Origin of the sequence: Pseudochelatococcus sp., assembly GCF_050946405.1 — a bacterium.
Lineage (GTDB): Bacteria > Pseudomonadota > Alphaproteobacteria > Rhizobiales > Beijerinckiaceae > Pseudochelatococcus.
On the sequence record NZ_JBMNUS010000012.1, the window covers coordinates 1 to 22489 of the forward strand.

The window sequence follows — 22489 nt, forward strand, 5'->3', positions numbered from 1 at the left end:
GGAATGGAAAAAACTGCGCGACGCCCAAAAGGTACTGGAGCAGAAGATCCTCTGAAACCATCTCCAGTCTACCACGCAACGGCCTCATGCGCGCGAGATAATGCCGAGGCCTTGATCGTTTGCGTACTGCGAGGCCTGCGCCACGGCTGCTCGACATGCGCGACCGAGAACGGCCGCAGCCCGACGCCTTCGGGCGTGAAGGTCTGCGCAACATAGGTCTCGTCGCTGACCGGGCGGCTTGCCGGGCCGATGCGCCAGTTCCACGGCAGCCCGAGATCGGCCTCGGCGATCGGCAGCGCGGCGAGGCTGTCGTCCAGCACCACGACCCGCGCGCCTGTCGGCGCCGGGTTGCCCATCGCGCCTTCCGTGCCGCGCTGGCCGCGCAGGAGCCGGGTGAGACGATACCGACCGGGCGCCAGCAGCTCGGCCGCGCCCACCTGCACGATCTCCCAAACACCGGGCGCGGTTTCCACTGCCAGCGCATTCGCGCCACCGAACAGCGTCAGGTCGGTGACGCTCTCCAGCGTTCCGGTCAGCAGATCGACCACCAGCGCGTTGCCGAGGTCGAAGCGCGAGGTGGGGCCTGCGTAGAGATCGGCGACCAGCGCCCCAATCCGAGCGCGACTGCCGAAGGTCGTCAGCAGCTCGAAGCCATCGGTCGAAGGGCTGCGGAATACCGCCATCTCACCCGGCCAGGGAACGGCGTGGGCGGCAACAAGCGGTCGATGCGCGGGCAGGTCTTCGGTGAGTTGCGGCAGGTTCATCAGCACCGCATCCGGCGTGCCGAACACCACTGCCTTCGGGACCGACGACGGTCGGGGTGATCCGGGTGGCAGGTTGTGGGCATCCCGGTCCTGGCGCACGGCCTCGGTGCCGCGGGCCTCGGCGTCGGCGATGGAGACCAGCCGCAGGTCGACCAGCCGCCCGTCGTGCTCGAGCCGGATCGCATCGGCGGGATCGAGCGCAAGGCGCGAGGGCGGCAGACGGAATGCCGCCGTCTCGCGCCCCACCCACGCCTCCATCAGCGCGCGGCGGCATCGCCGTTCGGCCTCCTCGGGCGGCACCGCCATGGGGAAGGACTCCGAGGCGATCCGCGTGGTGTCGACGGTGATGCGCCGCGCCTCGACGAGAGCGGCATCGTAATCCTCGTCGGCGCGGGCCAGCTGCCATTTCAGCGCCTGCGGCAGTTCCGTCTCCTGGCCGCGCGTCAGCTCCAGCACCTCGCCGTCGCGGGCCGCGACCAGATCGTCGGGTGCGAGGGTGGCGACCGATGCCCGGCCGCGCATGATGAAACGAATGACGCCCTCGGTCTCCACCGCGTCGAAGCCGAAATGCCGCGACAGCGTGGTGATCGAGGCGCGCGGGCTTTCCAGCGCGGTGATGGCATAGCCCTCGACCGCACCCCAGAGGCCGGAGACATCGACCCTCGCCTCGGGCATGCCAGCGCGCAGGCAGAGGTGCCGCACGAGGGCGGCCAGCGACACCGCGCCGAGCCGCCCGGTCAGCCAGTGCCCGAGCCGCCAGTTTCCGCCGTCGGTCCAGACGTCTTCCAGAGCTGGAAAGAACGGATAGGGCCGCGCGTCCCAGGTCCAGGCGGCGCATTCGGGGACGCGCACCATCCGGCCGCCGTAGACCGAGGACAGCGGATTGTTCGCGGCCTTGCCCCACCAGAGGTAGGTCGCCTCGAGATAGGCGCGCTGGATGGCGTCGTCGCGCCAGCCCCGCGAGAAATACGGCGTGTAGCTCTCGGACGACTTCGGATCGAAGAAGACGTTCGGCTGGTTGGTGCCCCGGTCGATGGCCGGGCAGCCGAGTTCGGTGAACCAGATCGGCTTCGACTGTGGCGCCCACGCCGTCGGCGTCCCGCTCTCCACCCCGCCGGGGCGGTTGTAATGCTGGTTCGACCACCAGGCGCGCAGATCCTTGTAGCGGAAGACCCACGGCTTGCCGGCCGCGCCATCACTGATCGGGGTGCGGACCTGCGCCGACCGATCGGCGGCGCTGGCGTAGAACCAGTCGAAGCCTTCCCCGCCTGAGATGTTCGCCTGCAGATAGGCCCGGTCGTAGATCGCGGGCCAGCCCTCGGCCGCGTCGGCATGTTCGAAGCCGTCGCGCCAGTCGGAGAGCGGCATGTAATTGTCGATGCCGATAAAATCGATCTCCGGATCGGCCCAGAGCGGATCGAGGTGGAAGAACACGTCGCCGCTGCCGTCGCCCGGCTGATGCCCGAAATATTCCGACCAGTCGGCAGCGTAGCCGATCTTCGTTCCGGCCCCGAGAATGGACCGGACATCGGCGGTCAGATCCCGATAGGCCTGCACGGCCGGATAGCTGGATGCGCCCGAGCGGATGGTGGTGAGCCCCGGCATCTCGGTGCCGATCAGGAAAGCGTCCACCCCGCCCGCGGCCGCACAGAGATGGGCATAGTGCAGCACCATGCGCCGCAGGCCCCAGTCGCCCGATGAGCCGGTCCAGATGACCGACTGACCCGAGACGTTGAAATTCGCGGGCGTGCCCGCGCCGAACAGCGCGGCGACTTGGCTTGCGGCCGTGGCCGTCTTGTCCACGGTCCCGGCGAAACCTGCGGCAGGCGAGCAGGTGATCCTCCCGCGCCACGGGAAAACGGGCTGGCCGGTCCCAGCAGCATTGTCGGAATACGGGTTCGGCAGCGTGTTGCCCGGCGGCACATCCATCAGGATGAAGGGATAGAAGGTGACGCGCAGCCCGCGCGCCTTCATCTCCTGGATCGCCTGCACGACCGCGAAGTCGGACGGCGTGCCGCCGTAGACGGGGCGATCCTGATCGTCGCGGCTGACGAGGAAGGCGCTGGCGCGGCTGACCCCGTTGACCGACCAGCTGGCGGGCGTGGTCGACTTGGCCGAGACCTCGACGCCGGGCCGGACCTTGCAGGATCCCGCGCGCAGGTCGTCGCCGAACCAGGCGACGACGAGGCTGACGCTCTCGACCGCCGGGGCCATGGCCTGCAGCCGGTCGAGCGCCTCCACCATGTCGGTGGAGTCGGCCAGCGCGTTCAGGTTCTCCGCCTGCGTCGCGCCGCCATCGGTCTTGCGGATCGCCTGTGTGGCATAAGTGAACTCGCCCGAGGCCGGGATCATGGTGACGGCGCGGGTCAGCCCCTCGGCGGTGTCGGGATCGGCGAGCGGCCGGAACACCTCGAAGGAGAGCTGCGGCAGGCGGTTGCCGTAGCTGGAAAGCGGCAGTTCCTCGAAGACGACATAGGCCGTGCCGCGATAGGCGGGCGTGTTCGCCGCACCCATCTTCGCCGCGATGAACGGATCGGGACCTTGAGCCTCACTGCCGGGATACCAGCGCCAGGTGACGCCGGAGAGGTCCATGGACTTGCCGTCGGCCCAGATGCGGCCGATCCCGGTGATCGGGCCCTCGCAGAGCGCCACGGCGAAGGAGGCGTAGTACAGGTACTCGGTGGTCTTGACCTTGCCGCCACCACCACCCTTGCCGCCGCCCTGCGTGGTGGTCTTCGTTTCCTCGCGGAAATCCGTCGCCCAGATGATGTTGCCGCCCATCCGCATTCGGCCGTAGAGCCGCGGGATCACTGCCCCTTCGGTGGCCGAGGTGATGCGCAGCGTGTCGAGCCGCGCACCCTCGATACGCTGGGTGGGCGCGAGTGACGAGACGATCCAGCTGTCGACCACCGAGCCGATGGTGGAGCCGATGAAGCCGCCGATGGTCGCGGCGCTGACACCGAGGATCGCGCCGCCGATGCTGCCGCCAATGGCGGCGCCAGCGACACCGAGAACGAGGGTGGCCACGGATCAGGACTTTCTCTTGCGCCGGGGCTTCTTGCACGCGGGTGCGGCCGGGCGAGGAAACAGGAAGGCGTAGGCGATGCGCCGCCGCCAGGCTTGGGTGAGCGGTTCCTCGATCACGCCGAGCCGCTCGTAGGCGTGGAGGAATCTGTCGGGCGCGGTGAGGATCCCGACATGCTTGGCGATGGCGCGGGGCTTCATGCGGAAGAGGACCAGCGCGCCGGGCCCGCCCTCGGCGGGCGACACCTCGATCATCATGCGCCGCGCGCCCTCGGCCAGTACCTCGCGCGGGCCGGTCTCGCCCCAGTCGCGGCTGTAGGGCGGGATGGGGAACGGCTCGGGGCCGACGACGTCGCGCCAGACGCCCCGCGCCAGCCCGAGGCAGTCGCAGCCGACACCGCGCAGGCTCGCCTGGTCGTGATACGGTGTGCCGAGCCAGGATCGCGCCGCCGCAATCACCCGCTCTGGATTGGCGGCTCTCACAGTACGCTCCCGTCGTGCCCGCCGTCCTTCGTCGCGTAACGCAGAACCGCATCCTGGCCGGGGACATGCGGGAAGCCCCGAAAGTTGGCGACATTGGCGAACTTCGCGCCGCAGGTCTCCATGCGCTTGTCGCAGCCCGCGCGGATGGTGAAGGCGTCCGTCGCCGTGATCGGCCGCACCGGCACTTCGAGCAGGGTCAGGATCGCCACCCCGTCGACGAGGTCATGCGACAGAACCTCGACCCGCCGCCCGGCATTGGCGCCGCTGGTCCATTCGACCGTGCCGAAGGAGAACCAGCCCGCGGCAAAACCGGCGAGGCCCGAGGCGGTGAAGGCGCGGTCGCGCAGCATGTCGATCACCGCGGCGCTGCCCTTGAAGGCCGGATCCTCCAGATCGACGCCGCAGCGCGCATCCCCGAGCGCGGCGTCACAGGTTGCCTGAAACGTCCGCCCGATCGTCTGGCCGAGGACATGCGCGAGCGAGCGCACCTCGGCGACGAAGGCGAGCCGCCCGCGCCGGATCTGACCGATGGCGCCGCGCCGCATCAGCACGCGCTGCGCCGGATCGTTCCAGTTCACCCGCCAGACCTCGACTTGCGCCGCGTCCCAGCGGCCGTCGAAGATGTCGGTCTCGGTGATCCGGTCGGAGGTTAGCACGCCCTCGGCATCCTGTGCGTCGACCGACAGGTCGGAGCCGGAACGCACCTCGGAGGCGGTCAGCCCGCTTTCCGGCTCGAAATCGGTCCCGTCGAACGACAGGGTCCGGTCGTGATCGGTGAAGCCGAATGTGACGCCATCGGCACGGGTGATGCGCCAGCACCAGGCGAGCGTCGTCGTGCCTTCGTCAAGATGCGCCTGAAATGCGGGCGAAAGCGCCTTCACCTTCGCCCCCAGCCGCGCAGCAGCGCCACGGAGGCGAGAGCCGACGACACCACGCCGCCGCCCGCGCCGAAGAGCGCATAGAGATTGAAAGGCCGGATATCGAGCGTGCCGGTGGCGAGATCGAAATCCGCCAGCCCCGCCATGGCAAGGCCGGATGCGGCAAGACAGGCGAGATAGACGAGGCCGCGGGCGAGGTTCCAGTTCATGATGTTGCCTTTCCTGTCAGAAATTCCATCAACCGCTGCCACCACGACGGGGTGACGGCGGGTCGGGTCGGCACCGGTGGCGGCGCAGGCACGCTTATTGGACGCAGCAGCGCCAGCGCGTCTTCCTCGGTCAGCCGCCGGACGGGTCGCGAGAAATCGACCCTGCCATTGCGGTCGACGGCCCAGACCGGGATGGTGCCGGCCGGATAGCGACCATGGCGGAAGAGATCGCGCTCGGCCTCGCGCCGGGAACGGATCGCGGCGGGCTTGAGCCAGCCCATGAAGGCCTCAGCCGCCGCCGCGCGGTTGCCCGCGTTCAGGTGCTTCGTCAGCGCGGCGCGGGCGATGCCGCCGGTGTTGTAGTGGAAACTGACCAGCGCATCGAATTCGTGCGGGGCAAGCGGCACGGTCACGGCACGTCGCACTGCCGCCTCATAGGCCGCCAGATCGGTGTGGAAGGCCTTGAACGCCTCGCGGATACCGGCATCGAGATCGGCAGGCATGCCGCGTGGCATCCGCGTCGGATCGGGCGACCCGGCGGCGGCCGTATGGCCGATGCCGAAGGTCCAGACCTGTTTCACATCGAGATAGGGTCCGGGCACGATGCCTTCGTGCCGGACGAGGGCCAGCAGACCCCGGTCGGTCATGTGCATGGGATCACCCCAGAAGCGAGAGGATCAGGATCAGCGCGGCAACGGCGATGCCGACACCCAGCCGGTGGCGAAGCGCCTGACCGGGATCGGACGGGTCGCAGCGCAGAGAGCGCGCGAGGCGGAGAAGCTCATTCATCGCGGCCTCCCTGCGCGCCACGCAGCCGGGCGAGGATCAACTCGATGAAGGCGGGACCGAAAACGCCGACCAGATAGGCGGCCGATCCGGCAGCCCCGCCGGCCGGGATCGCCTCGGGCGGCAGGCCGAGCCAGCTTGTGACCAGCGCCATCGACAGGCTGCCCATTCCTGCCGCGATCAGCCCGCCCAAGAGGATGTGGCGCAGCGCGTCGCGCAACCGCATCCGCGTGGTCAGCGCGTTGGTGGCCCCGCCGAGCGCGCCCCAGGCGGCAAGGATCACTGCTGTCGATGCTGCGAGCTCTTTCAGCACCGCGGCAAGGAATCCGGTCTCGTCGTTCATCTGCGGATCTCCAGCAGCGGGATGGAGGTGATCGAGCCGAGGCGCTCGAGGTCGAGGGTGACGTCGAGCACATCGGTGTCGAAGCGAACCGGCACGTCGAACGCGAAGCCCGCGGTGACGGCGACACCTGCGACGGGTGCCGTCGTGAAGGTGATGAGGCCGGTGGTGGTGGCGACCGACCAGCCCAAGGGTTGCGGAACGCCGTTCAAGGCAATGGTCACCGTCCCCGCAACCGGCTTGGTGATGGCCCGCATCCATGACTGCGCCCCGGAAGTGTAGCGTTTCACCAGCTGGAAGGCGGTCGTCGCCCCGTCGCCGGTGCCGATGGCCTGGTCACTCGGCGATGGCGTGCCCGAGGGCAGGCAGGACTTGTGATCGCCCCAGTCCTTGAAGCGGAACCCATGCAGGCGACCGTTGCGCGCCTCGAAGAAGGCCACGACGGCGGCGAGATCGTCGGCACGGCGGATGCCATAGGCCACGTCATAGCGGCGGCGCGAGTTGGCCCAGCTGGCGTTGCGTTCTTCGTCGCCCGAGGCCAGTTCGACGATCTGGGTGCGCCGCTCCGGCCCGCCGCGTGCACCACGGCTGATGTCGTCCGGAAACCGGACCTCGTGGAAAGCCATCACATCCCCCTCCGCCCGAGCGACACGGCGCGGGCAATGTCGGCGGCGATCTGGGTGCGGGATTGCCGGAAGCTTTCGGCATCGCGGGCGTTGATGTTCACGGTGACATTGCCGCCATTGCCGTAACCCGCTGCCTCTCGCCGCGAGAGCACCCGCTCACCGCGCTGCAGGATCGCGGGCACCTCGTCCGGCCTGAGCCCGGCCCAGCCGCCTGAATGCATACGCGGGGCATTGGCGAAGGCGAGCGCGGGCACCATGCGGCCCGGTCCCGGCGCACCGACCATGCCGCCTGCATGCAGGATGTTGGCGAAGATCCCACCGCCGAGATTGCCCAGCACGCCGGAAAGCACGCCTGCCAGCGGACCAAGGATAAAGCGTCTTGCGGCGAGCTTCGCCAGATCGGCGATCAGTGAGGTGACCAGATCACCGAACTTCAGCTTGCCGGTCTTCACGAATTCGCCGATGGCGTTCTCGGCGCCACGGAACGCGCCAACCAGCGCATTGCCGATGTCCCCGCCGATGTCGCGCGCCTTGGTGGCATAGTCGGCGAGGGTCTGGCCCACCGCCGCCCAGCCGGTCGCGGCAGCCTCGGCCCCGGCACGGGTCTCTTCTCCGGCGGTTCTGCCCGCCGCTCCGGCGCCCCTTGCTGCGGTTTCTGAAGCGTTCAGGGCATCCGTGACGCGGCCCGCAGCCGCAGCCGCGTCGTCGAGTGCGCCTTCGCTGTCATCCCCGCTCAGCGCATCGCGCAGCGCCTGCATTGCGGGACCGACGCCCTCGAAGGCTCCGGCCCGCGTGTCGGCGGCGCGCTGACGATAGCGGTCGGCCATCGCCCCGGCGTTGCTGGCGGCGTGGTCGAGCATCGAGGCATAAGACTGCGCGCCGAACCAGTCGATCCGCGCGTCCGCACCGATCGTCTCGGCGACAGCGTTGAAGGTCGGCCCGATGGTGCCGAGAAAATCAGCCCATTTGTTCGACAGAAACGCCATCAGCCGCAGCCAGATCGCCTCGATATCGGCGCGCAGGGCACGGAAGTCGTCGACGAAGGAGCCGAGCGTGGCCTTGATCCCGTCCCAGACGGCTCGCGCCACATTGCCCATCAGCTCGAGCGCCGAACTGAAGCCGCCTGCGCCCTTCACGAGCTGGCCGAACCAGTAGATCAGCTCGCCCGCCCCGACGATCAGCGCGCCGATCCCGGTGCGAATAATCGCCCCACGCAGCAGCGTCAGCGCGCCCGAGAGGCTGAAGGTGGCGACACGGGCGGCGACAAACGCCGCGACCCAGCGGCCGGCCATGAAGGCGGCGAAGGCGATGCCGATGGCGGCGAGCCGTTCGAGATTGTCGGCCAGCAGGATCAGCGCACCCGCCACCGTCGAGGAGGCGCCTGCCATCTGATCCCAGGTTCCGACCAGCTGCAAGGCGGCGTTGCCGATCAGCGTGAAGGCATCGCCGATGGTCGCCGGCATGCTGTCGGCTTCCTCGCGCAGCAGCTCGAGATTGCCGATCAGCGCCGTGCGGATGACATCGCCGGTGATCGCCCCCTGCTGACCGAGGGTGCGCAGGCCGGAGACGGTGGTGCCGAGCTCGGATGCCAGCAACTCCGCGAGCCGCCCCCCGGTCTGGATCACGGTATTGAGGTTGTCTCCGCTGAGCCTGCCGAGGGCCATGGCCTTGGAAAGCGCGTTCTGCACCGAAGCCGCGCGCTCGGCCCGCGCGCCAGAGACGACCATGGCGTTGTTCAGCGCCTCGGTGAAATCCAGCGATTCCGCCGTCGTCAGCCCCAGTTCGCGCAGGGCCGTGGCATTGGCGAGCCAGGACTCCGTGGTCTGCCCGAGGCTCGAATAGGTCCGCCGCGCCATCCCGGCGAGCCGGTCCATGACGGCCGCGCCGGCTTCCTGCGAGCCGGTGGCGAGATCGACACGCGAGCGCAGGTCGGTCCACTGGTCGGCATAGGCGACGAGCTGGCGCGTGCTGATCGCCGCGCCGAGGACGCCCATGACCCGGCGCACCACCGCTCCTGTGATGTCGGCCTGCCGCTCGATCCGCTTGAAATTGTTCTCGCCGGCGTCGCCGATCCCCAGAAACTCGGCCTTCACCTGCCGGCCGCCTTCGGCGACGAGGCGGACGGAGACCTTCTTCTGTGCCATGGATCATTATTCCTGACGGGCGGAATTGGGCGTGCTTGCCGGCGCTAGAGTGCCAGCCCCGGCGGCGACCGATCACCGGATGCCATCTGTTCGTTGAGCTTGCGGACCATCACCGCCTCGATCTCGGGCAGGCATTCGGCGGCGATCAGCGGATCGAGCCCGAGCGCCTGCGCCATGGCGAGCGCCGCCGACATGTCCCAGCCGATGACGGCACCACCGCCCATGCCGGCGGCGATGCGCAGCTGGCCGGTCAGTCGCTGCGCCAGATCCCAGACCTGCCAACCCTCTGGAGTTTCCGGACGACTCACGCGCGCCGGGCAGTCCGGGCACGGGCCTTCGCAGGCCTGGCAATAGGCGTCGCCCCCTCCGAAGTGCCATTCGGCGAGGGCGCGGAGGCGTTTTTTTCCGCGTCCAGCATCAGATGCGGTGCGAGGCAGCGGGTCTGGAACGTCTCGAACACCGGCCAGATATCGAGCAGCGCATCGATCCCTTCCGGCGTGACGGGGACGGACTTGCCATTGGCATCGCCGACACCCTCCCAGTCGGTGACCACGCGGCGGGCAACGGCCTTGGCCATGACCAGCGCCATCTCCTCCTTGCTGGCCGCCTCGGGCAGCGATTCCACTGCCGGGTCGTTGCGCGCGGCGACCATGATGGCGGTGGTGACGGGCAGGACATGCAGTCGCAGGCTAGCCCCGAGATCGAGCCATTTCGGCCCGCTGGAAAGATCGAGACGGATCATGGTCAGTAATTCTCCACATCATTGACGAGGGTGACGGTGCACATCCGCCCCAGCGCGGCGTCGCGCGCGGCCTGCCAGTCGAAGCTGGCCTGCACGCCCTGCGGCCCGGAAATCTCGATCCGCGGGCGCGGCAGATAGACGGCGTGGACGGTGACGGTCAGGCTTTCGCCAGAGATCAACGTGTATGAAAACTCCAGCTCGCAGGGCGTGCCGTTGATCGCCTGGCTGACGAGCGTGCTGTCGGCGAAGCGCACCTCGGTCCGGCCGGTCAGCGCGGCAATGGACGGATCGGCGCCGTCGATCATGCCGTCGGCGCGGATGGTCTCGATCCGGTCCAGATTGTTGGCATAGGTGATTTCGGCCGAGACCACGTTGCCGAGCGCAGCCCCGTTGCGCTTGATCGAGCCGTTGAAATGCCCGAAACGGATCAGGTCGAGCTCTGCCGGTGTTCCCGCGCCACTGGTCGTGGCCACCGTTTCGCCCTGCGCCACCAGCCGCGCGGTGGCGGTGAGCAGGCCCGAGCGCTGCATCTGCCAGCTGAGCTGGTCCAGCACCACGCCGGAATACATGGCGTAGCGCGGCACCTCGGGCATGGCGGTCTCGATCGCCATGCTGGGCAGCGTCCAGCTGCCGGACTGGAACGTATGGGTATATGGACCGGGCGAGCTGCCGGTGGTGGTCGGCGCGCCGAAGGCCGCCTTCAGCCAGAAGCCGAAGGCCTCGGCATCGATCGGCACCACCACATCGCCATCGGCGGTTACCGCGTCCTTGATGGGCGCGAGAGGATCGCGGCCATAGCCCAGAAGCTCCGAGTTCAGCAGCGGCTGTTCCGCCCCGAGCGTGGCGCTGGCGAAGGGCATACGGGTGTAGCCGCTTGCCGGCGGCGTGCCATAGGTCGTCTCGAACGCGAGCGCCATCCGCGCCCGCGCCCCTTGGGCGCGTGCCATGTCGGTCTCCTTGTCGAAGGGGTTCAGCCGAGCGGGTCGGCCGTGGAATAATGCAGCACCACCGGAATGACGGCCGCCTTCAGGCTGGCCGCGCCGTCCACCGGCAGATCGACGGGCTGCGGGGCTTCTGCCTCGACCCAGTCGCAGAGACCGCCGAGCGTGCGGTCGGCGGCAAGCGCCGTTCCGATGCTGGCGCTGAGGTTGTCAAAAGCGGCGTCACGGTTGGTGCCCTGCACGACCGCCTCGATCTCAGCCCGGTGCTGGTAGTGATAGCGCAAGGGCGATAGCGTCACCTCGGGTTCGCCGGGTTCGCCGTCGCGCAGGATCAGCAGCCCGGCTGCCGGCACACGTTCCGGCAGCACCTCGCCGCGCAGGGCGGTGGCGGGCAGCGCGACAAGCCGCGTGTGCAGCGCGGTGAGGATGGTTTCGCGAGTGGAGGGCATGGCGGTCCCGGTTGTCCGGGACCCGCCCGGCTTCAGTGGTCCCTTTCGGGCTTCGGTTCCGTGATGGCTGCGAGCCGCCGCGGCAGGTCCGAGCGGGCATGCAGGAAATCGACGATGATCACCTGTTCAGCGTCCTCGACGAAGATGACGAAATGCTGGCCGCAGCGTGCGAAGCGCAGATCCTCGGGCAGCTCCGGGTCGATGATCCGGCGGCAGTCCTGCGACATGGCCGTACCGGCCGCGATCTCCACGCAGCGGGCGATCAGGTCCTCCTCATAAGCGGCCGCCTGTCGAGGGCCGAAGGTCTCGACGGTCCAGTTCGCGATGTCGACAAGCGATGCTTCGGCCTGCCGGGTCAGGCGCCACGGCTTGAGCATCAGGATCGGGCGCGCGCAGACGCAAAGGCGCGCCGGATGGCGTCCTCGCCGCTCCCCTCGGCCAGATCGCCACGCCTGGCCTGTTCCAGCCCGGTCGTCAGCCGGTCACGCAACGCGCCCAGCTCGGTTTCTTCGCGTTCGAGCAATCGTAGCCCGGCCCGCAAGGCTTCCGAAGCATTCTGATAGCGCCCGGAAGCGACCAGGCGGTCGACCAGGTCGGATTGGGTTTCCGTCAGAACGACGTTTCGGGTGGCCATGTGGCTCTCCTGCAAGATCATTGGCAATATATGCCAATTGACCATGTATGTCGACACCCACGGTCAGAGGCGGGCCTCAACCCAGTTTGCCACGATCAGCTTCGGCACGCCGTCCACGGCCCGTTCGGCATCCCGCGCCAGATCGAGCCGCTTGCGCAGTTTCACCTGCGGCACCAGCAGGAAGATCGGTACGGTGGTCAGCCCTCGACCGGTCTTCGAGCGGGACGCTACAGCACGGCCCTTCTTGTTCAGTCGCCCCTCGGCGACCAGCAGGCTCGGACCCGTCCGGCGATAGACGAAGCGCAGGCGCAGGCCGGTGCGACGTTCCCACTCACCGGGAGTGATCCGCCCGCCGCGCAGGGACTTGCCCGCCGCAGGCGTCGGAATCGCCAGCCAGAACCCGTTCTTCGAGCGGATCAGAGGGCCGGTATCGTGGGCGCCGACGATCACCGGGGCCTTCGACCAGACCAGCGCCGCCGCATTGAGGCTGGTCCTGCCTTTCGGGAACTGTTCGGACCGAATGGTGCGGGCGAGCCGCGCCCCGAGACCCGCGCCGGTGATCTGCGCGCGCCAGGTGGATTTCAGGCCGGTCCCAGCCTCGCGCATCGCCGTCGTGACAGCCTGTTCGCCCGCTCGTGTCTCGGCCTCCATGATGCGGGCAATGCTGCCGATGATGTCAGCCTTCAGCTTCATGACAGATCACGCTGGCCTCAGATCGACGGTCCAGACCAGCCGCTCGCGGTCGCGGACCGGCTCGCCCTGAATGAGGAAGGCCTCGCCGTCGATCTCGATGCGGTCGCCGGGGCGCGGGTTCGCCACCTCGGCCACGCGCAGGTCGATCCGGGTGGTTTCCGACCAGATGCGCGCGTCGCCGAAATCGGTGACGGCGTCGGCGCGCCTGGCGACGACGCGCACCAGGAGGGGCGCGCCGCCGTCGGCGATGTAGACCGCATCCCGGCCGATGTTCGGATCGGCAAAGAGCGCACCGACGGCGGCGGCGAAGGCGCTCATCAGAACGTCGCGTTCAGGCGGACCCGGCCGATGGTGTCCCCTGCGCCGCTCGCCACCGCCTCGACAGCCACACCGATGAGCGTGTTGTCGGTCGAAACGGTCGTGGTGCGCTTGTTGGTATCGTCCCAATAGACCTTTGCGCCGACGGTCCAGGCCTGGCTGCCGACCTTCGTCAGGTCGAAGACGCCGACGAGCGCGGTCTCGACGGGCTCGCCGAGGGCGGCCGCTCCGGCGGCAATGCCGAAGATCGAGCCGACGAGCAGGCCATCGCCGGAGGCGACGGCGTAGGGCGCGGTCAGGGTGATGGTGTTGCCGGGCTGGACGAAGTTTTTCATGGGGAGGATCCTCGTGGAAAGACGAAGGGCGGCCCGAGTGGACCGCCCGCATGTCAGGGTTCAGCATGTCGGCGCGCGCGTTATGCACCCGGGTTCTTGTAAAGGCCGCGCCAGTCGATGGCCTTGGCGCCGAAGTCGAGGCGGCACTTGATCTCGACGCCGTCGACGTCGAAGCCGTTGCGCGTCTCGATGTAGGCGCCCTGCTGGCCCTCGAGATAGGCGTATTCGATGGTGTCGATCTGGTTCGGGCTGGCCGCCAGATACCAGGCGGTCTCGCTGGCGGCGTCGAGCCGGGGCTCGCTGATCGGCGCCAGCGTGCGGATCGACTGCGGCACCACGTTGCCGCTGGACGCAGGCACGAGGTTCTGGGCGACCAGCTGCTCGGCTTTCAGTTCCAACGAGGCGGGCACGATCAGGAAGGCGGGGCGGACGTTCAGCACCGTCTTCTTGTCGAGGCCGGTCTGCTTGGCCATCGCGGCGCGGGCTGCGCCGACACTGGTCACGTCCAGCGCCGCACCGGTGCCCGCGAGGTTCTTGTGGTTGGTGTGGAAGAGCGCGGTGCCGTCGGCCATCGCCGGGTTCGAGGTGATGATGCCCCAGACCACGTCCGACTCCAGCTGGGCGATGGAGTTGCCGTACATCGCCGGGATGCGGGTGAAGGCGTCGAGGTCGTCGTTGATCAGCGTCTGGCGGGTGATCGCGACCACCCGGCCATAGGTCTTGACCTTGTAGCTCTCCTTGCTCTCACCCAGCGTGCCGCGCTTGAACTCGCCGCTCTCGCCGACCTCCAGAAGCTGCGGGGCTTCGCCGAGCTGCACCCGGTGCATGGCCTTGAAGTCGGTGGCGAGCACCTGGCGGCAGAACAGCATGAAGGTCCGGGGATAGGCCTCGTAGGCTTGCCGCAGGGTCTTGTTGGTGACCGCCGACAGGATCTCGGGGAAGTCCGAGGTGGAATGCAGCGCGCGCGTCGCCACCTCGTCGCGCGACAGGCCGCGCGTGTTGACCCCGGCATTGCCGAGGCTTTCGCGGGCAAGTTCCAGCAGCGTCATACCGCGATACTGGCGGGCGGCATCCTCCAGCTGGAACAGCGTCGGGCTGTAGCGGTGCAGGAGCGCGTTCGCCACCGCGTCGCGGCGGGTGATGCGCTCGTCCCGGCCGCCGAGCGGGACGGAGACATGGGGGAAGGTCCGGGTCTCGTCGGATTTGGCGGCGACCTGATCGAGGATCAGGCGGCGGGATTCGTCGACGCTGACGCCGCGCTTGACCAGATCCTCGGCGAAGCTGCGCTCGAGGTTCAGGCGGCCCGCCAAATCGTAGATGGTGGAGACGCGGTCGCGTTCCGCCTCTCGGGCGCGAGTGGCAATGGCCTCGGTGTCGGGCGCGGCGGGGGCGTCCGGCGTGGGTGCCTGGGGCTGGCTGCGCGTGGCAGTCGATTCCGGCCGCGCCGGGGCGGTGACGGACTGGCGGGTCTTGGCGCTGGCGGGGGCATCCCCGGCCATGACGGTGTTCTCAGGCATGGATGCCTCCTTCTGCGAACGGGTTTCAATGATCTCGACGGGGTAGCTGGCCTGATCGGCGGCGCGCACCTGCGCGCGGGGATCGGCGGGAACGGTGACGAAGCTGACCTCGAGCGGTGTCCAGCGTTCGGCGATGCGGCGTTCGACCTCGCCCTTTGTGACGGGCTCGACCACCTTCACCCGGTCGATGGAATAGCCGACCGAGACATTGCGGATGATACCGTCGCCGATCAGTCCGAACATGCGGTCGGCGGCCGGATCGAGCCCTTCGCGGGGGAACCGGATGGTGGCACGGCCCTCCTTGCCCTCGATCCAGGCGCGTTCGACGACGCCGACCTGCGAATGCGAGGACCAGACCGAATGGCTGTCGAGCGCCGGGGCCCCGGCATTGAGGCGCGTCAGATCCACCGCACTGTCGCTGACCTCAAGGATCTCGTCGAAGGGCACGGAGCTGTCCCAGCCGGTCCAGCGCCGCCGCCGGACGGCCGCGCCGGTGGTGAAGACCACGTCGACGGATCGGGCCTCGGTGTTGACGGTCGCAGGCAGGATGGGTGCGCGCCGCAGCTGCATCGGCAGGGCGGACGGGGCCGCCATCATCGTTTCGGGCATGGCCCTATTCCTTCTCGGTTTCTGATGCGGGGGCGGCCGGGTCACTGGTCGGTTCGCCGGTCGGGTCGCCCGCCTGCGCGCTGCCGGTCTTGGTGACGCGACGCGGATCGCTGTCGAGGACCAGCCCCAACTCGTCGAGCCTGGCGTTGGTCGCGGCGATCTCCGCCAGAACCGCATCGGGGTTATGGCCCTGCCGGGCGATGGCCTGCGCCAACGTCATGGTGCCGGAGCGGATCGCCAGAAGGTCGGCCATCGCGTCCTTGTAAGGATCGACAGCGTCGAATTTCGGCGGCGACCATTCTACCGGCACGTCCGGTGTCGGGATCTGGCCCGCCGCCCATGCGGCCTCGGTGAACCAGCGCCAGACCGGCGCGCAGAGCATTGGAATGAAGATCTGCCATTGCACGGCATCGATCTGGCGGCGGAACTCGACCAGCCCCGCCCGGATCGAGGAATAGTTGACCTGGCTGAGATCGCCGGTCAGCAATTCATAGGGCACCCGGAACCCGGCCGAGATCGTGTGCAGGCTCGCCCGTTTGTATTCGCCATAGCCGCCGGTGGCGGCGGGCTGGTTGAAGCGGATGTCCTTGCCGCCGCGTGCATAGGCGATCAACCCTGGCTCGAACTGCTCGACACGGTTGCCGTCGGCATCGACCACGGCGGGGGCGATTCCCTGCTGGGCCTCGTCGTCGCCAAAGACGATGGCGGTGACGCAGGCCTCGGTCTTCTTGCGGACCAGTTCCGCCACCTCGTAATCGTCAAGATCGCGCAAGCTGCGGATCACCGGCGCGCCCCAGGGAACCCCACGCGCCTGCGTGCGCTGCTTTTCATAGACATGGGCGATCTCGGTCGCGGGGACCGGGCGGCTGTCGAAGCCGCCGCGCAGCACCCCATGCGCGTCGCCGGGATGTTCGCCATGCAGCCAGTAGGCGCGGCGTTTGCCAAGGGCGTCGAACTCGATCCCTTGCACGAGGCGCGCGGTCCCGTTGGCACCGGATTTGGTGGCGTCGAGGAAATCGGCCTCCAGCACCTGCAATTGCAGCGGCACGGCCAGACCATCGGCCGCGCGGCGCAGGCGGCGGCGCACCAGCACCTCGCCCGCCTCGACCATCTCGCGGCAGATCAGCGTCTGCAGCCCATAGAAATCGAGCTGGCCGTCGGCATCGCACTCTGCCGACCAGCGTTCGAAGAGCGCATCGACCTTCCGGTCCAGCGCCTCATTGTCACTGGCGGCGCGCGGCATGATGCCGGCGCCGACGATGTTGTTCACCAGCACCGCGACGGCCTTGGCCGCATGCGGGTTGTTGCGCACGAGATCGCGCATCCGGTCGCGCAGCAGCGCCCCGGCCACGCCGATCTCGGTATCGGCCGAGGATCCGGGCGCGCGCCAGCCCTCTGTCCGCCGCCCGCGCGCGGCGCCATCGTATCCCCGCGTCAGGGTCTCGAAAGCCTGACGCGCCATGACGCGGCGGGCGGCCATGCGCGGCGCCACCGTGGCGATGGCGTGGTCGAACCAGTTTGCCGACATCACCGGTCCCCACGAGAAAAGCCCGCCAGCCCGGCCACCGGCAGCGGTCGTGTGGTGCCGGCGATGGCGCGTTCGATGGTGTGGATGCGGGCGAGCAGATCCTCGGCCGAGCCGTAATCCACCGACTTGCCGTCATAGCTGACCCGGGTCGTGCCGCTGGCATAAGCGCGGCGCAGTGCCGAAAGCTCGGTTTCCGTCCAGTCGGTCATCAAAACCATCCCTCCCGCCGCCCGAGCCAATCGGAGCGGCGCTTGCCCTGTGGGGCCTGTCCCGGCCGATGAATTTGCCCAGCCGGATCGGTGTCACCGTAAGGCGCAGCCCCGAGCTGATCCTCGAGGTCGCGCCATTTCTCGTCGGGCCATCGGTCCGCGCCCGCGATCCAGGCGGCGGCGCGGGCATAGACCCGGCAATCCAGCGCCTCGTTCCTCTCGCGCAGCTTCTGCCATTCCAGCCGGGCGAAGCCGCGCTTCGTGCGCACCGTCACCAGCTGTTCGGCCACGACCTGCTTCAGCCACTCGCTTTCGACCCATGTCGGCAGGTGGATCGTGCCGGGCGGAAAGGCTGCGCCCTCGGCGTGTTCTTCCTCAGTCGGCCGTTCCAGCCGCAGGAAGCGGTAGGTCTCGGCCTTGAAGGTCGAGACCGCCACCGTCCAGAGCCGGGCGCCGCGCCGCAGACGTTTTCCACCCTCGGTGGCATCGACGAAGGTCGGCCCGGACACCGGGCTCGAGCGGTTGAACCCCTCGACGCCCTTCACCGGTGAGACCTGCGCGAAGCCTTGCGCCCGTGACCAGGAATAGACCGCCGAGGCCTCGTAGCCGGTGTCGATGGCCAGCCGCGCGATGCGCAGATGCGCGCCGCGTTCGTGTGGCCAGGACCGATCCAGCAGCGCGGTCAGCTCCGACCAGGCGTCGTGCCGATCCGGGCCGCCCTCGATCACGACGTGATCGACGAGCCAGCTTTCCAAGCCGCGGCCCCAGGCCCAGACATCGACCTCGATCCGGTCCTTCTGCACGTCAGCCCCGGCGGTCAGGAAAAGACCGCCCGCAGGCACGGTGCCCGGTTTCCAAGCCTCGCGCCGGTCGTAGAGCCGCTGCCAGTCAGGGGCTTCCCCGGTTTCGGCCCAGGTCTCGCCCAGCGACGTGTTGACGAAGGTCTTCATCGTCTCGTCCCCGCCGGAGCGAGCCGAGAGAAAGGCTCGCACCATCGCCTCCAACCGGACCCATGGAGAGTAGATCTCGTTCAGGTGGAAGCCTGCGACGCCCGCGAAAGGCTGCTCCGCCACCCAATGTCCTTTTGATACGGCCGCCCAACGGGTCTCGTCCCGCCACGCCGCATCGCATTCGGCGCAATGGTAGCGCGCCGTTTCGGGCCGGTGGTCGCCCTCGGGCCCCTTGCTCCAGCGCACCTGTGTCCAGGTCAGCACCTGTTCCGCCCCGCATTCTGGGCATGGCACCCAGAACCGACGCTGGTCACTTTCCTCGAAGGCCGCCTCGATCCGGCTGGTGCCCTTGTTCGTGGGCGTCGAGACCAGCACGATCTTGCGGTTCCAGAACGTTACCGTGCGTTTTCTGGCGAGGTTGACCGGATCGCCCTCGGCGCCCGCGCTGAACGGGTAGCGGTCCACCTCGTCGCAAAGCAGCAGGCGGATCGGGCGGCTCGCCAGACCCGATGGCGCGTTCGCGCCCACGATGGTCAGATGCCCACCCGGAAACCGCTTGTGCAGGATCTTGTTGTTGCCGTCGCGCGAGCGCGGATCGGCGATCTTGCCCTGAAGGCAGGGCGTGTCACGGGCCATCGGCGAGAAGCGGTCCTTCGACCAGGTTTCCGCGTCACGCTCGGTCGGCATCACCACCATGATCGGCGCCGGATCCTGATCGATGTGATAGCCGCAGGCGTTGTTCAGCACCTCCGTCTTGCCGACCTGGGCGGAGGACATGATGACCACCGTCTCAGACGAGGCGCCCGAGATCGCCTCCATGATCCCGCGCTGGTATTCGGCCCGGCTCGTGCGCCATTGCCCGGGTTCGGCGCTGGCCTCAGAGCTCAGCCGACGGTTCTGATCCGCCCAATCGCTGATCGTCAGTTCCGGCGGCGGGCGCAGCACCTTCAGCGCCGTCTCCACCGTCCGCTTCAGGATCGGCGAGCCCGTCAATGTCAGCGCTGGCTTCGAGTTGGACGTCTGGCTGCGCGAGATCATCGAGCACCTCGCGGATGGTCGTTCGGATCAGGTTCCGGGTGTCTCCGACGGTTGATAGTTCAAAAACTTGCGGCGCCAACCGGTCGGGCAGCGCGAGCAAGCGGGTGCGCAGAAGCGCAAGGACGGCGATCCAGGCGGCCTCGATCTCTTCGGCCGCAATCAGCGCGCCGCGCTTTTCTTCGGCCTCCATCTCGGCGAGATCAGCCCGCGCCCGAATGAAGCGCGCCCGCTCGGCCGCGTAATCCGGCGCACCGGCCTGCGCCTTTATGGCCTGATCGCGCAGGTAGCGGACATAGCCGCGCACTGAGCCGATCAGGTCGTACTGGCCGCGCTCGGCTTTCGGGATCACGCCTTCGCGGCTCAGCTGCTGGACCCGGCGCTCCGAGAGATCGAGAAGCCGCGCGATCACGCCGATGGGTTGCGTGGCTGACGACATGAGATGATCCGCGCGCTCCGATTAAAGCCATGTAATTGCTGCGATTATACTGGATGATGTGCCCCGGCAGAGCGAAGCTGATCCTGCGAAAACGATGCACCCCACGGAGCCTGCCATGACCCTCGCCGAACGTTACAACCTTGAAGCCGCCCGCCTGCTTCCGCACATCGCGGCCGACCTTCGGGTCGATCCGGCCATCACCCGCGCGACCGAGATCGACGAGATCGTCTTCCGGCGCGGCGAGTTTCTGGGAGGCATGGCCTGCGCGATCCTCGCGATGATCGAGCAGAAGAACTGAGGGGGCAGGATGATGACCGAGCGCCACCAACTCCGCGCCGAAAAGGCCCGCACGAACCAAGAAGCCGCACTGGCCCCCTTCATTGAAAAGAAGGCCGAGATCGACGCGATGCTCGCCCGCCTGCAGAGGCTGAGCGATGACCACTTCAACGCCCACCCCGACGAGATCAACTGGGGCCACGTCGGCACCCTTGAACACTACGCAAGCCTGATTAAGCGTATCACCGACAGCGCGTTCGGCGAAGGCGAATTCGCAGACTGACCTCTGGCATCGCCGGACCTTTGCCGTGCGCGGGCGCGGCTTGGGGTCGTATAAGGGATCGCGACGGTCGCGACCCGAATACGGAGACGACCCCATGACCCAGCTTTCCGATACCCAAGCCATCATCCTCAGCGCCGCCGCACAGCGGCCCGAGCACATCGCCCTGCCGCTGCCCGAGAGCCTACGGGGCGGTGCCGCCGCCAAGGTGATCGGCGCGATGCTCGCCAAGGGCTTGCTCGAAGAGGCCGAGGCGGACATGCGCAAGGGCGAACCCGTTTGGCGCGAGACCGGCGACGGCCACGGCGTCACGCTGGTTGCTACCAACGCGGGCCTTGCCGCTATCGGCATCGAACCGGACACCGCCGCTGCCCCCGAACCCGCGCCCAAGACGCGCACGCCTCGCGAGGGCACCAAGCAGGCCACGCTGATCGCCATGCTGCGCGCGCCGGATGGCGCGACCATCGAGGAGATCATGGCCGCGACGGGCTGGCAGTCGCATACGGTGCGCGGCGCGATGGCCGGGGCGCTGAAGAAGAAGCTCGGGCTCGAGGTGACCTCGGAGAAGATCGAGGGACGTGGGAGGGTGTACAAAATGAACAACTAAGTGCCTGCATTCCCTGCATGCTTTGACTATGCTGCTTTGCGGAGGACCACATGGATTTTGTTGACACGCAAAGCAGCACGGTAGTTTTTGGTTTCGACTCGGCGTGGACCGACGCCCCGAAGGCGCCGGGCGCGATCTGCGCTGTGGCGTTTGATCAACGGGGGCAAGTTCAGTTTTACGAACCTCGGCTTGTCTCGTTTGCGGAGGCTCTCGCCTACATTAAGGAGCTCCGCAAAGATTTCGTTGTCAGCCTTGTCGCGCTCGATCAGCCAACTGTTGTTCCCAACGCATCTGGCGGGCGCCCGGTCGACAAAGTCGCGGCCTCATTGGTCTCGTTCGTTGGTGGGGGCGCCCAAATGGCCAATCGCAGTAAGGTCGGCATGTTCTGCGACGACTCACCAATTTGGTCGTTCATTTCCGGTCTCGATGCGACGGAAGATCCTATTCAGGCGCGCACAGCGTCTAGTGGCCACTTCCTCATCGAAGTATTCCCCGCGCTGGCTTTGCCAGCGCTCGACGAGCGCTTTGCTCAGCGGCTCCGCGCTCCGAAATATAATCCGCAGAACCGGAAGAAATTCCGCTTGGAAGACTGGCAGGCAGTGGCGCGCGCGGTCAAGCGTTCAGCCGAGTGGTTCAACGTGCCGGGCCTTGCCGAATGGGCCGATCATATGCGGAATGTCGCTCAGCCTCGGAAGTCCGATCAGGACAAGCTCGACGCTGCCATCTGCGTGCTGATTGGTCTCTACTGGCGAACGGGTCCCATTGCCCATTCGGCAATGCTGGGAGACGTTGACCAAGGCTACATGGTCACGCCGATCTCAGACGAGACGTGGCCCCGCCTCCGGGAGGCAGCAATCCGGCGCGGTGTGCCGACGTCACAGGTTGCTGATCCCTAGCTATTAACTCGGAGCGCCTCGAACATCCGTCGCAGGACGTAGGACCGCACGATGCTCACCACGGTGAACACCGCCCCCATCTTCAGGTTCTGCGCTAGCGTTGTGTGCAGTCCGAAGATCGGGAAGATCAGGATCTGCGTGATGACCGCGACGCCGTAGCCCACGATCACGTTGGCGACGGACTCCACCAGTGACATGAGGCGCGACTGTTTCATGCCTCCACCTCATTCATCGGCCAGTAGTTCAGCCGCGAGAGTTCGCAGCGCATGCGCCACAACCAGGGGGACCACGCCGTTGCCACAGAGGCGAAGCCGGTCCACCCGGTGGGCCAGCCCATCAGCGCCTCGACGAACAGCGGGTTCAAGGTCCGGCGCACATCGGAGGAATTCGGCCCAGCCGTCGGCGTCACCAGGACCTGGCGGCCAAGCAGGCCGTTCACCGGGGTATTCGCCAGCGTCGTCGCGCCATCCTTGTGATCCCGCGCCGTCGGCGTCATCCACATCTGACTGGCATGGGTGAGGTCCGCCGTCCGGCGGTTGCCGGCGCTCGGCTTGTTGCCGTCCGTTGCCATCGGGGTCGGCCAATCCCGCGCCATCCGGTCCAAACCTTTCTCGTCGCGCCTGTCGCCGCCCCGACTCCGAAAGCTGTCGGTCTGCGGCGTCGGCCACATTGCAGCCGTCGTCGCGAGGTTCATCCCGTGCTGACCCGCGGCCTGTGACGGCGTCGGCTTCGTCTGCCGGTTCTCGTTGGCGCTGGCCCTCGGCGTCGGCCAGAGCC

General features: G+C 68.0%; 29 protein-coding genes. 4 read left to right on the forward strand and 25 right to left on the reverse strand.

Going from position 1 to position 22489, the window contains the following annotated elements:
- Positions 1-68: 68 nt before the first annotated feature.
- The 23 genes from ACOYJQ_RS15870 to ACOYJQ_RS15980 all read right to left on the reverse strand — a co-directional run bounded on the left by ACOYJQ_RS15870 (position 69) and on the right by ACOYJQ_RS15980 (position 19653).
- Positions 69-3791, reverse strand: coding sequence for a baseplate multidomain protein megatron (locus ACOYJQ_RS15870; protein WP_433459799.1), 3723 nt, complete (start codon positions 3789-3791; stop codon positions 69-71).
- A gap of 3 nt (positions 3792-3794) precedes the next feature.
- Complete coding sequence (locus ACOYJQ_RS15875; protein WP_433459801.1) at positions 3795-4271, reverse strand: NlpC/P60 family protein; 477 nt, start codon at positions 4269-4271, stop codon at positions 3795-3797.
- The gene (locus ACOYJQ_RS15880) at positions 4268-5152 is read right to left on the reverse strand and encodes a DUF2163 domain-containing protein (protein WP_433459803.1); all 885 of its coding nucleotides are present in this window, start codon (positions 5150-5152) and stop codon (positions 4268-4270) included. Before ACOYJQ_RS15880 ends, ACOYJQ_RS15875 begins: the two co-directional genes overlap by 4 nt.
- A complete protein-coding gene (locus tag ACOYJQ_RS15885; protein WP_433459805.1) occupies positions 5149-5358 on the reverse strand; it encodes a hypothetical protein in 210 nt (69 codons plus the stop codon). The genes ACOYJQ_RS15880 and ACOYJQ_RS15885 overlap by 4 nt, the downstream gene beginning before the upstream one ends.
- Positions 5355-6011 carry a lysozyme gene (locus ACOYJQ_RS15890; RefSeq protein ID WP_433459806.1) on the reverse strand — a complete coding sequence of 219 codons (657 nt, stop codon included), beginning with the start codon at positions 6009-6011 and terminating at the stop codon, positions 5355-5357. The genes ACOYJQ_RS15885 and ACOYJQ_RS15890 overlap by 4 nt, the downstream gene beginning before the upstream one ends.
- Before the next feature lie 4 nt (positions 6012-6015).
- On the reverse strand, positions 6016-6147 hold the full coding sequence (locus tag ACOYJQ_RS15895) for a hypothetical protein (RefSeq protein WP_433459808.1): 132 nt from the start codon (positions 6145-6147) through the stop codon (positions 6016-6018).
- Positions 6140-6487: a hypothetical protein gene (locus ACOYJQ_RS15900; RefSeq protein WP_433459809.1), complete on the reverse strand. Its 348-nt coding sequence runs from the start codon at positions 6485-6487 to the stop codon at positions 6140-6142. Before ACOYJQ_RS15900 ends, ACOYJQ_RS15895 begins: the two co-directional genes overlap by 8 nt.
- A complete protein-coding gene (locus ACOYJQ_RS15905; protein ID WP_433459810.1) occupies positions 6484-7110 on the reverse strand; it encodes a phage distal tail protein, Rcc01695 family in 627 nt (208 codons plus the stop codon). Before ACOYJQ_RS15905 ends, ACOYJQ_RS15900 begins: the two co-directional genes overlap by 4 nt.
- Positions 7110-9254, reverse strand: a complete 2145-nt coding sequence (locus tag ACOYJQ_RS15910; protein WP_433459811.1) for a tape measure protein — start codon at positions 9252-9254, stop codon at positions 7110-7112. The genes ACOYJQ_RS15905 and ACOYJQ_RS15910 overlap by 1 nt, the downstream gene beginning before the upstream one ends.
- A gap of 44 nt (positions 9255-9298) precedes the next feature.
- Positions 9299-9562 (reverse strand): DUF7697 family protein, encoded by a 264-nt coding sequence (locus ACOYJQ_RS15915; protein ID WP_433459812.1) that lies wholly within the window; start codon positions 9560-9562, stop codon positions 9299-9301.
- Positions 9559-9996 (reverse strand): hypothetical protein, encoded by a 438-nt coding sequence (locus tag ACOYJQ_RS15920; RefSeq protein WP_433459814.1) that lies wholly within the window; start codon positions 9994-9996, stop codon positions 9559-9561. The genes ACOYJQ_RS15915 and ACOYJQ_RS15920 overlap by 4 nt, the downstream gene beginning before the upstream one ends.
- Positions 9997-9998: 2 nt before the next feature.
- Positions 9999-10943 carry a phage tail tube protein gene (locus tag ACOYJQ_RS15925; RefSeq protein ID WP_433459815.1) on the reverse strand — a complete coding sequence of 315 codons (945 nt, stop codon included), beginning with the start codon at positions 10941-10943 and terminating at the stop codon, positions 9999-10001.
- Between the two features lie 23 nt (positions 10944-10966).
- The gene (locus ACOYJQ_RS15930; protein ID WP_433459816.1) at positions 10967-11386 is read right to left on the reverse strand and encodes a hypothetical protein; all 420 of its coding nucleotides are present in this window, start codon (positions 11384-11386) and stop codon (positions 10967-10969) included.
- 32 nt (positions 11387-11418) lie between these two features.
- A complete protein-coding gene (locus tag ACOYJQ_RS15935; RefSeq protein ID WP_433459817.1) occupies positions 11419-11763 on the reverse strand; it encodes a type II toxin-antitoxin system RelE/ParE family toxin in 345 nt (114 codons plus the stop codon).
- Positions 11763-12020: a type II toxin-antitoxin system ParD family antitoxin gene (locus tag ACOYJQ_RS15940; protein WP_433459818.1), complete on the reverse strand. Its 258-nt coding sequence runs from the start codon at positions 12018-12020 to the stop codon at positions 11763-11765. Before ACOYJQ_RS15940 ends, ACOYJQ_RS15935 begins: the two co-directional genes overlap by 1 nt.
- A 63-nt stretch (positions 12021-12083) precedes the next feature.
- On the reverse strand, positions 12084-12713 hold the full coding sequence (locus ACOYJQ_RS15945) for a DUF6441 family protein (RefSeq protein ID WP_433459820.1): 630 nt from the start codon (positions 12711-12713) through the stop codon (positions 12084-12086).
- 6 nt (positions 12714-12719) lie between these two features.
- Positions 12720-13031 (reverse strand): head-tail joining protein, encoded by a 312-nt coding sequence (locus ACOYJQ_RS15950; protein ID WP_433459821.1) that lies wholly within the window; start codon positions 13029-13031, stop codon positions 12720-12722.
- The gene (locus tag ACOYJQ_RS15955; protein WP_433459822.1) at positions 13031-13366 is read right to left on the reverse strand and encodes a DUF2190 family protein; all 336 of its coding nucleotides are present in this window, start codon (positions 13364-13366) and stop codon (positions 13031-13033) included. Before ACOYJQ_RS15955 ends, ACOYJQ_RS15950 begins: the two co-directional genes overlap by 1 nt.
- 80 nt (positions 13367-13446) lie before the next feature.
- Positions 13447-15492 (reverse strand): prohead protease/major capsid protein fusion protein, encoded by a 2046-nt coding sequence (locus ACOYJQ_RS15960; protein ID WP_433459823.1) that lies wholly within the window; start codon positions 15490-15492, stop codon positions 13447-13449.
- 4 nt (positions 15493-15496) lie between these two features.
- Positions 15497-17020 carry a phage portal protein gene (locus ACOYJQ_RS15965; protein WP_433459824.1) on the reverse strand — a complete coding sequence of 508 codons (1524 nt, stop codon included), beginning with the start codon at positions 17018-17020 and terminating at the stop codon, positions 15497-15499.
- The gene (locus tag ACOYJQ_RS15970) at positions 17020-17229 is read right to left on the reverse strand and encodes a phage head-tail joining protein (RefSeq protein ID WP_433459826.1); all 210 of its coding nucleotides are present in this window, start codon (positions 17227-17229) and stop codon (positions 17020-17022) included. The genes ACOYJQ_RS15965 and ACOYJQ_RS15970 overlap by 1 nt, the downstream gene beginning before the upstream one ends.
- Positions 17229-19142, reverse strand: a complete 1914-nt coding sequence (locus ACOYJQ_RS15975) for a phage terminase large subunit family protein (protein WP_433460034.1) — start codon at positions 19140-19142, stop codon at positions 17229-17231. Before ACOYJQ_RS15975 ends, ACOYJQ_RS15970 begins: the two co-directional genes overlap by 1 nt.
- A complete protein-coding gene (locus tag ACOYJQ_RS15980) occupies positions 19057-19653 on the reverse strand; it encodes a hypothetical protein (RefSeq protein WP_433459828.1) in 597 nt (198 codons plus the stop codon). The genes ACOYJQ_RS15975 and ACOYJQ_RS15980 overlap by 86 nt, the downstream gene beginning before the upstream one ends.
- A gap of 115 nt (positions 19654-19768) precedes the next feature.
- Here ACOYJQ_RS15980 and ACOYJQ_RS15985 point away from each other — a divergent pair, with 115 nt between their 5' ends.
- From ACOYJQ_RS15985 to ACOYJQ_RS16000, 4 genes are all read left to right on the forward strand, one after another.
- Entirely contained in the window at positions 19769-19951 is a 183-nt protein-coding gene (locus tag ACOYJQ_RS15985) for a hypothetical protein (RefSeq protein WP_433459829.1), read from the forward strand.
- A gap of 9 nt (positions 19952-19960) precedes the next feature.
- Positions 19961-20212 carry a hypothetical protein gene (locus ACOYJQ_RS15990; protein ID WP_433459830.1) on the forward strand — a complete coding sequence of 84 codons (252 nt, stop codon included), beginning with the start codon at positions 19961-19963 and terminating at the stop codon, positions 20210-20212.
- A gap of 94 nt (positions 20213-20306) precedes the next feature.
- Positions 20307-20816, forward strand: coding sequence for a DUF3489 domain-containing protein (locus ACOYJQ_RS15995; RefSeq protein ID WP_433459832.1), 510 nt, complete (start codon positions 20307-20309; stop codon positions 20814-20816).
- Positions 20817-20866: 50 nt separating this feature from the next.
- Positions 20867-21712, forward strand: a complete 846-nt coding sequence (locus ACOYJQ_RS16000; protein ID WP_433459834.1) for a DUF429 domain-containing protein — start codon at positions 20867-20869, stop codon at positions 21710-21712.
- On the opposite strand, the gene ACOYJQ_RS16005 is transcribed toward ACOYJQ_RS16000, so the two are convergent.
- The gene (locus ACOYJQ_RS16005) at positions 21709-21927 is read right to left on the reverse strand and encodes a DUF7220 family protein (protein WP_433459835.1); all 219 of its coding nucleotides are present in this window, start codon (positions 21925-21927) and stop codon (positions 21709-21711) included. The genes ACOYJQ_RS16000 and ACOYJQ_RS16005 overlap by 4 nt on opposite strands.
- Positions 21924-22406, reverse strand: a complete 483-nt coding sequence (locus tag ACOYJQ_RS16010; protein ID WP_433460043.1) for a hypothetical protein — start codon at positions 22404-22406, stop codon at positions 21924-21926. The genes ACOYJQ_RS16005 and ACOYJQ_RS16010 overlap by 4 nt, the downstream gene beginning before the upstream one ends.
- Positions 22407-22489 lie beyond the last annotated feature (83 nt).

What these genes read in the sequence shown, in the direction of transcription:
- ACOYJQ_RS15920 (WP_433459814.1), bottom strand. Translation starts at nt 9,996, where the DNA reads ATGATCCGTCTCGATCTTTCCAGCGGGCCGAAATGGCTCGATCTCGGG.
- ACOYJQ_RS15970 (WP_433459826.1), bottom strand. Translation starts at nt 17,229, where the DNA reads ATGACCGACTGGACGGAAACCGAGCTTTCGGCACTGCGCCGCGCTTAT.
- ACOYJQ_RS16000 (WP_433459834.1), top strand. Translation starts at nt 20,867, where the DNA reads ATGGATTTTGTTGACACGCAAAGCAGCACGGTAGTTTTTGGTTTCGAC.
- ACOYJQ_RS15935 (WP_433459817.1), bottom strand. Translation starts at nt 11,763, where the DNA reads ATGCTCAAGCCGTGGCGCCTGACCCGGCAGGCCGAAGCATCGCTTGTC.
- ACOYJQ_RS15980 (WP_433459828.1), bottom strand. Translation starts at nt 19,653, where the DNA reads ATGTCGTCAGCCACGCAACCCATCGGCGTGATCGCGCGGCTTCTCGAT.
- ACOYJQ_RS15950 (WP_433459821.1), bottom strand. Translation starts at nt 13,031, where the DNA reads ATGAGCGCCTTCGCCGCCGCCGTCGGTGCGCTCTTTGCCGATCCGAAC.
- ACOYJQ_RS15900 (WP_433459809.1), bottom strand. Translation starts at nt 6,487, where the DNA reads ATGAACGACGAGACCGGATTCCTTGCCGCGGTGCTGAAAGAGCTCGCA.
- ACOYJQ_RS15940 (WP_433459818.1), bottom strand. Translation starts at nt 12,020, where the DNA reads ATGGCCACCCGAAACGTCGTTCTGACGGAAACCCAATCCGACCTGGTC.
- ACOYJQ_RS15955 (WP_433459822.1), bottom strand. Translation starts at nt 13,366, where the DNA reads ATGAAAAACTTCGTCCAGCCCGGCAACACCATCACCCTGACCGCGCCC.
- ACOYJQ_RS15885 (WP_433459805.1), bottom strand. Translation starts at nt 5,358, where the DNA reads ATGAACTGGAACCTCGCCCGCGGCCTCGTCTATCTCGCCTGTCTTGCC.
- ACOYJQ_RS15925 (WP_433459815.1), bottom strand. Translation starts at nt 10,943, where the DNA reads ATGGCACGCGCCCAAGGGGCGCGGGCGCGGATGGCGCTCGCGTTCGAG.
- ACOYJQ_RS15930 (WP_433459816.1), bottom strand. Translation starts at nt 11,386, where the DNA reads ATGCCCTCCACTCGCGAAACCATCCTCACCGCGCTGCACACGCGGCTT.
- ACOYJQ_RS15895 (WP_433459808.1), bottom strand. Translation starts at nt 6,147, where the DNA reads ATGAATGAGCTTCTCCGCCTCGCGCGCTCTCTGCGCTGCGACCCGTCC.
- ACOYJQ_RS15910 (WP_433459811.1), bottom strand. Translation starts at nt 9,254, where the DNA reads ATGGCACAGAAGAAGGTCTCCGTCCGCCTCGTCGCCGAAGGCGGCCGG.
- ACOYJQ_RS15990 (WP_433459830.1), top strand. Translation starts at nt 19,961, where the DNA reads ATGATGACCGAGCGCCACCAACTCCGCGCCGAAAAGGCCCGCACGAAC.
- ACOYJQ_RS16010 (WP_433460043.1), bottom strand. Translation starts at nt 22,406, where the DNA reads ATGAACCTCGCGACGACGGCTGCAATGTGGCCGACGCCGCAGACCGAC.
- ACOYJQ_RS15960 (WP_433459823.1), bottom strand. Translation starts at nt 15,492, where the DNA reads ATGCCCGAAACGATGATGGCGGCCCCGTCCGCCCTGCCGATGCAGCTG.
- ACOYJQ_RS15995 (WP_433459832.1), top strand. Translation starts at nt 20,307, where the DNA reads ATGACCCAGCTTTCCGATACCCAAGCCATCATCCTCAGCGCCGCCGCA.
- ACOYJQ_RS16005 (WP_433459835.1), bottom strand. Translation starts at nt 21,927, where the DNA reads ATGAAACAGTCGCGCCTCATGTCACTGGTGGAGTCCGTCGCCAACGTG.
- ACOYJQ_RS15985 (WP_433459829.1), top strand. Translation starts at nt 19,769, where the DNA reads ATGACCCTCGCCGAACGTTACAACCTTGAAGCCGCCCGCCTGCTTCCG.
- ACOYJQ_RS15965 (WP_433459824.1), bottom strand. Translation starts at nt 17,020, where the DNA reads ATGTCGGCAAACTGGTTCGACCACGCCATCGCCACGGTGGCGCCGCGC.
- ACOYJQ_RS15890 (WP_433459806.1), bottom strand. Translation starts at nt 6,011, where the DNA reads ATGCACATGACCGACCGGGGTCTGCTGGCCCTCGTCCGGCACGAAGGC.
- ACOYJQ_RS15905 (WP_433459810.1), bottom strand. Translation starts at nt 7,110, where the DNA reads ATGGCTTTCCACGAGGTCCGGTTTCCGGACGACATCAGCCGTGGTGCA.
- ACOYJQ_RS15945 (WP_433459820.1), bottom strand. Translation starts at nt 12,713, where the DNA reads ATGAAGCTGAAGGCTGACATCATCGGCAGCATTGCCCGCATCATGGAG.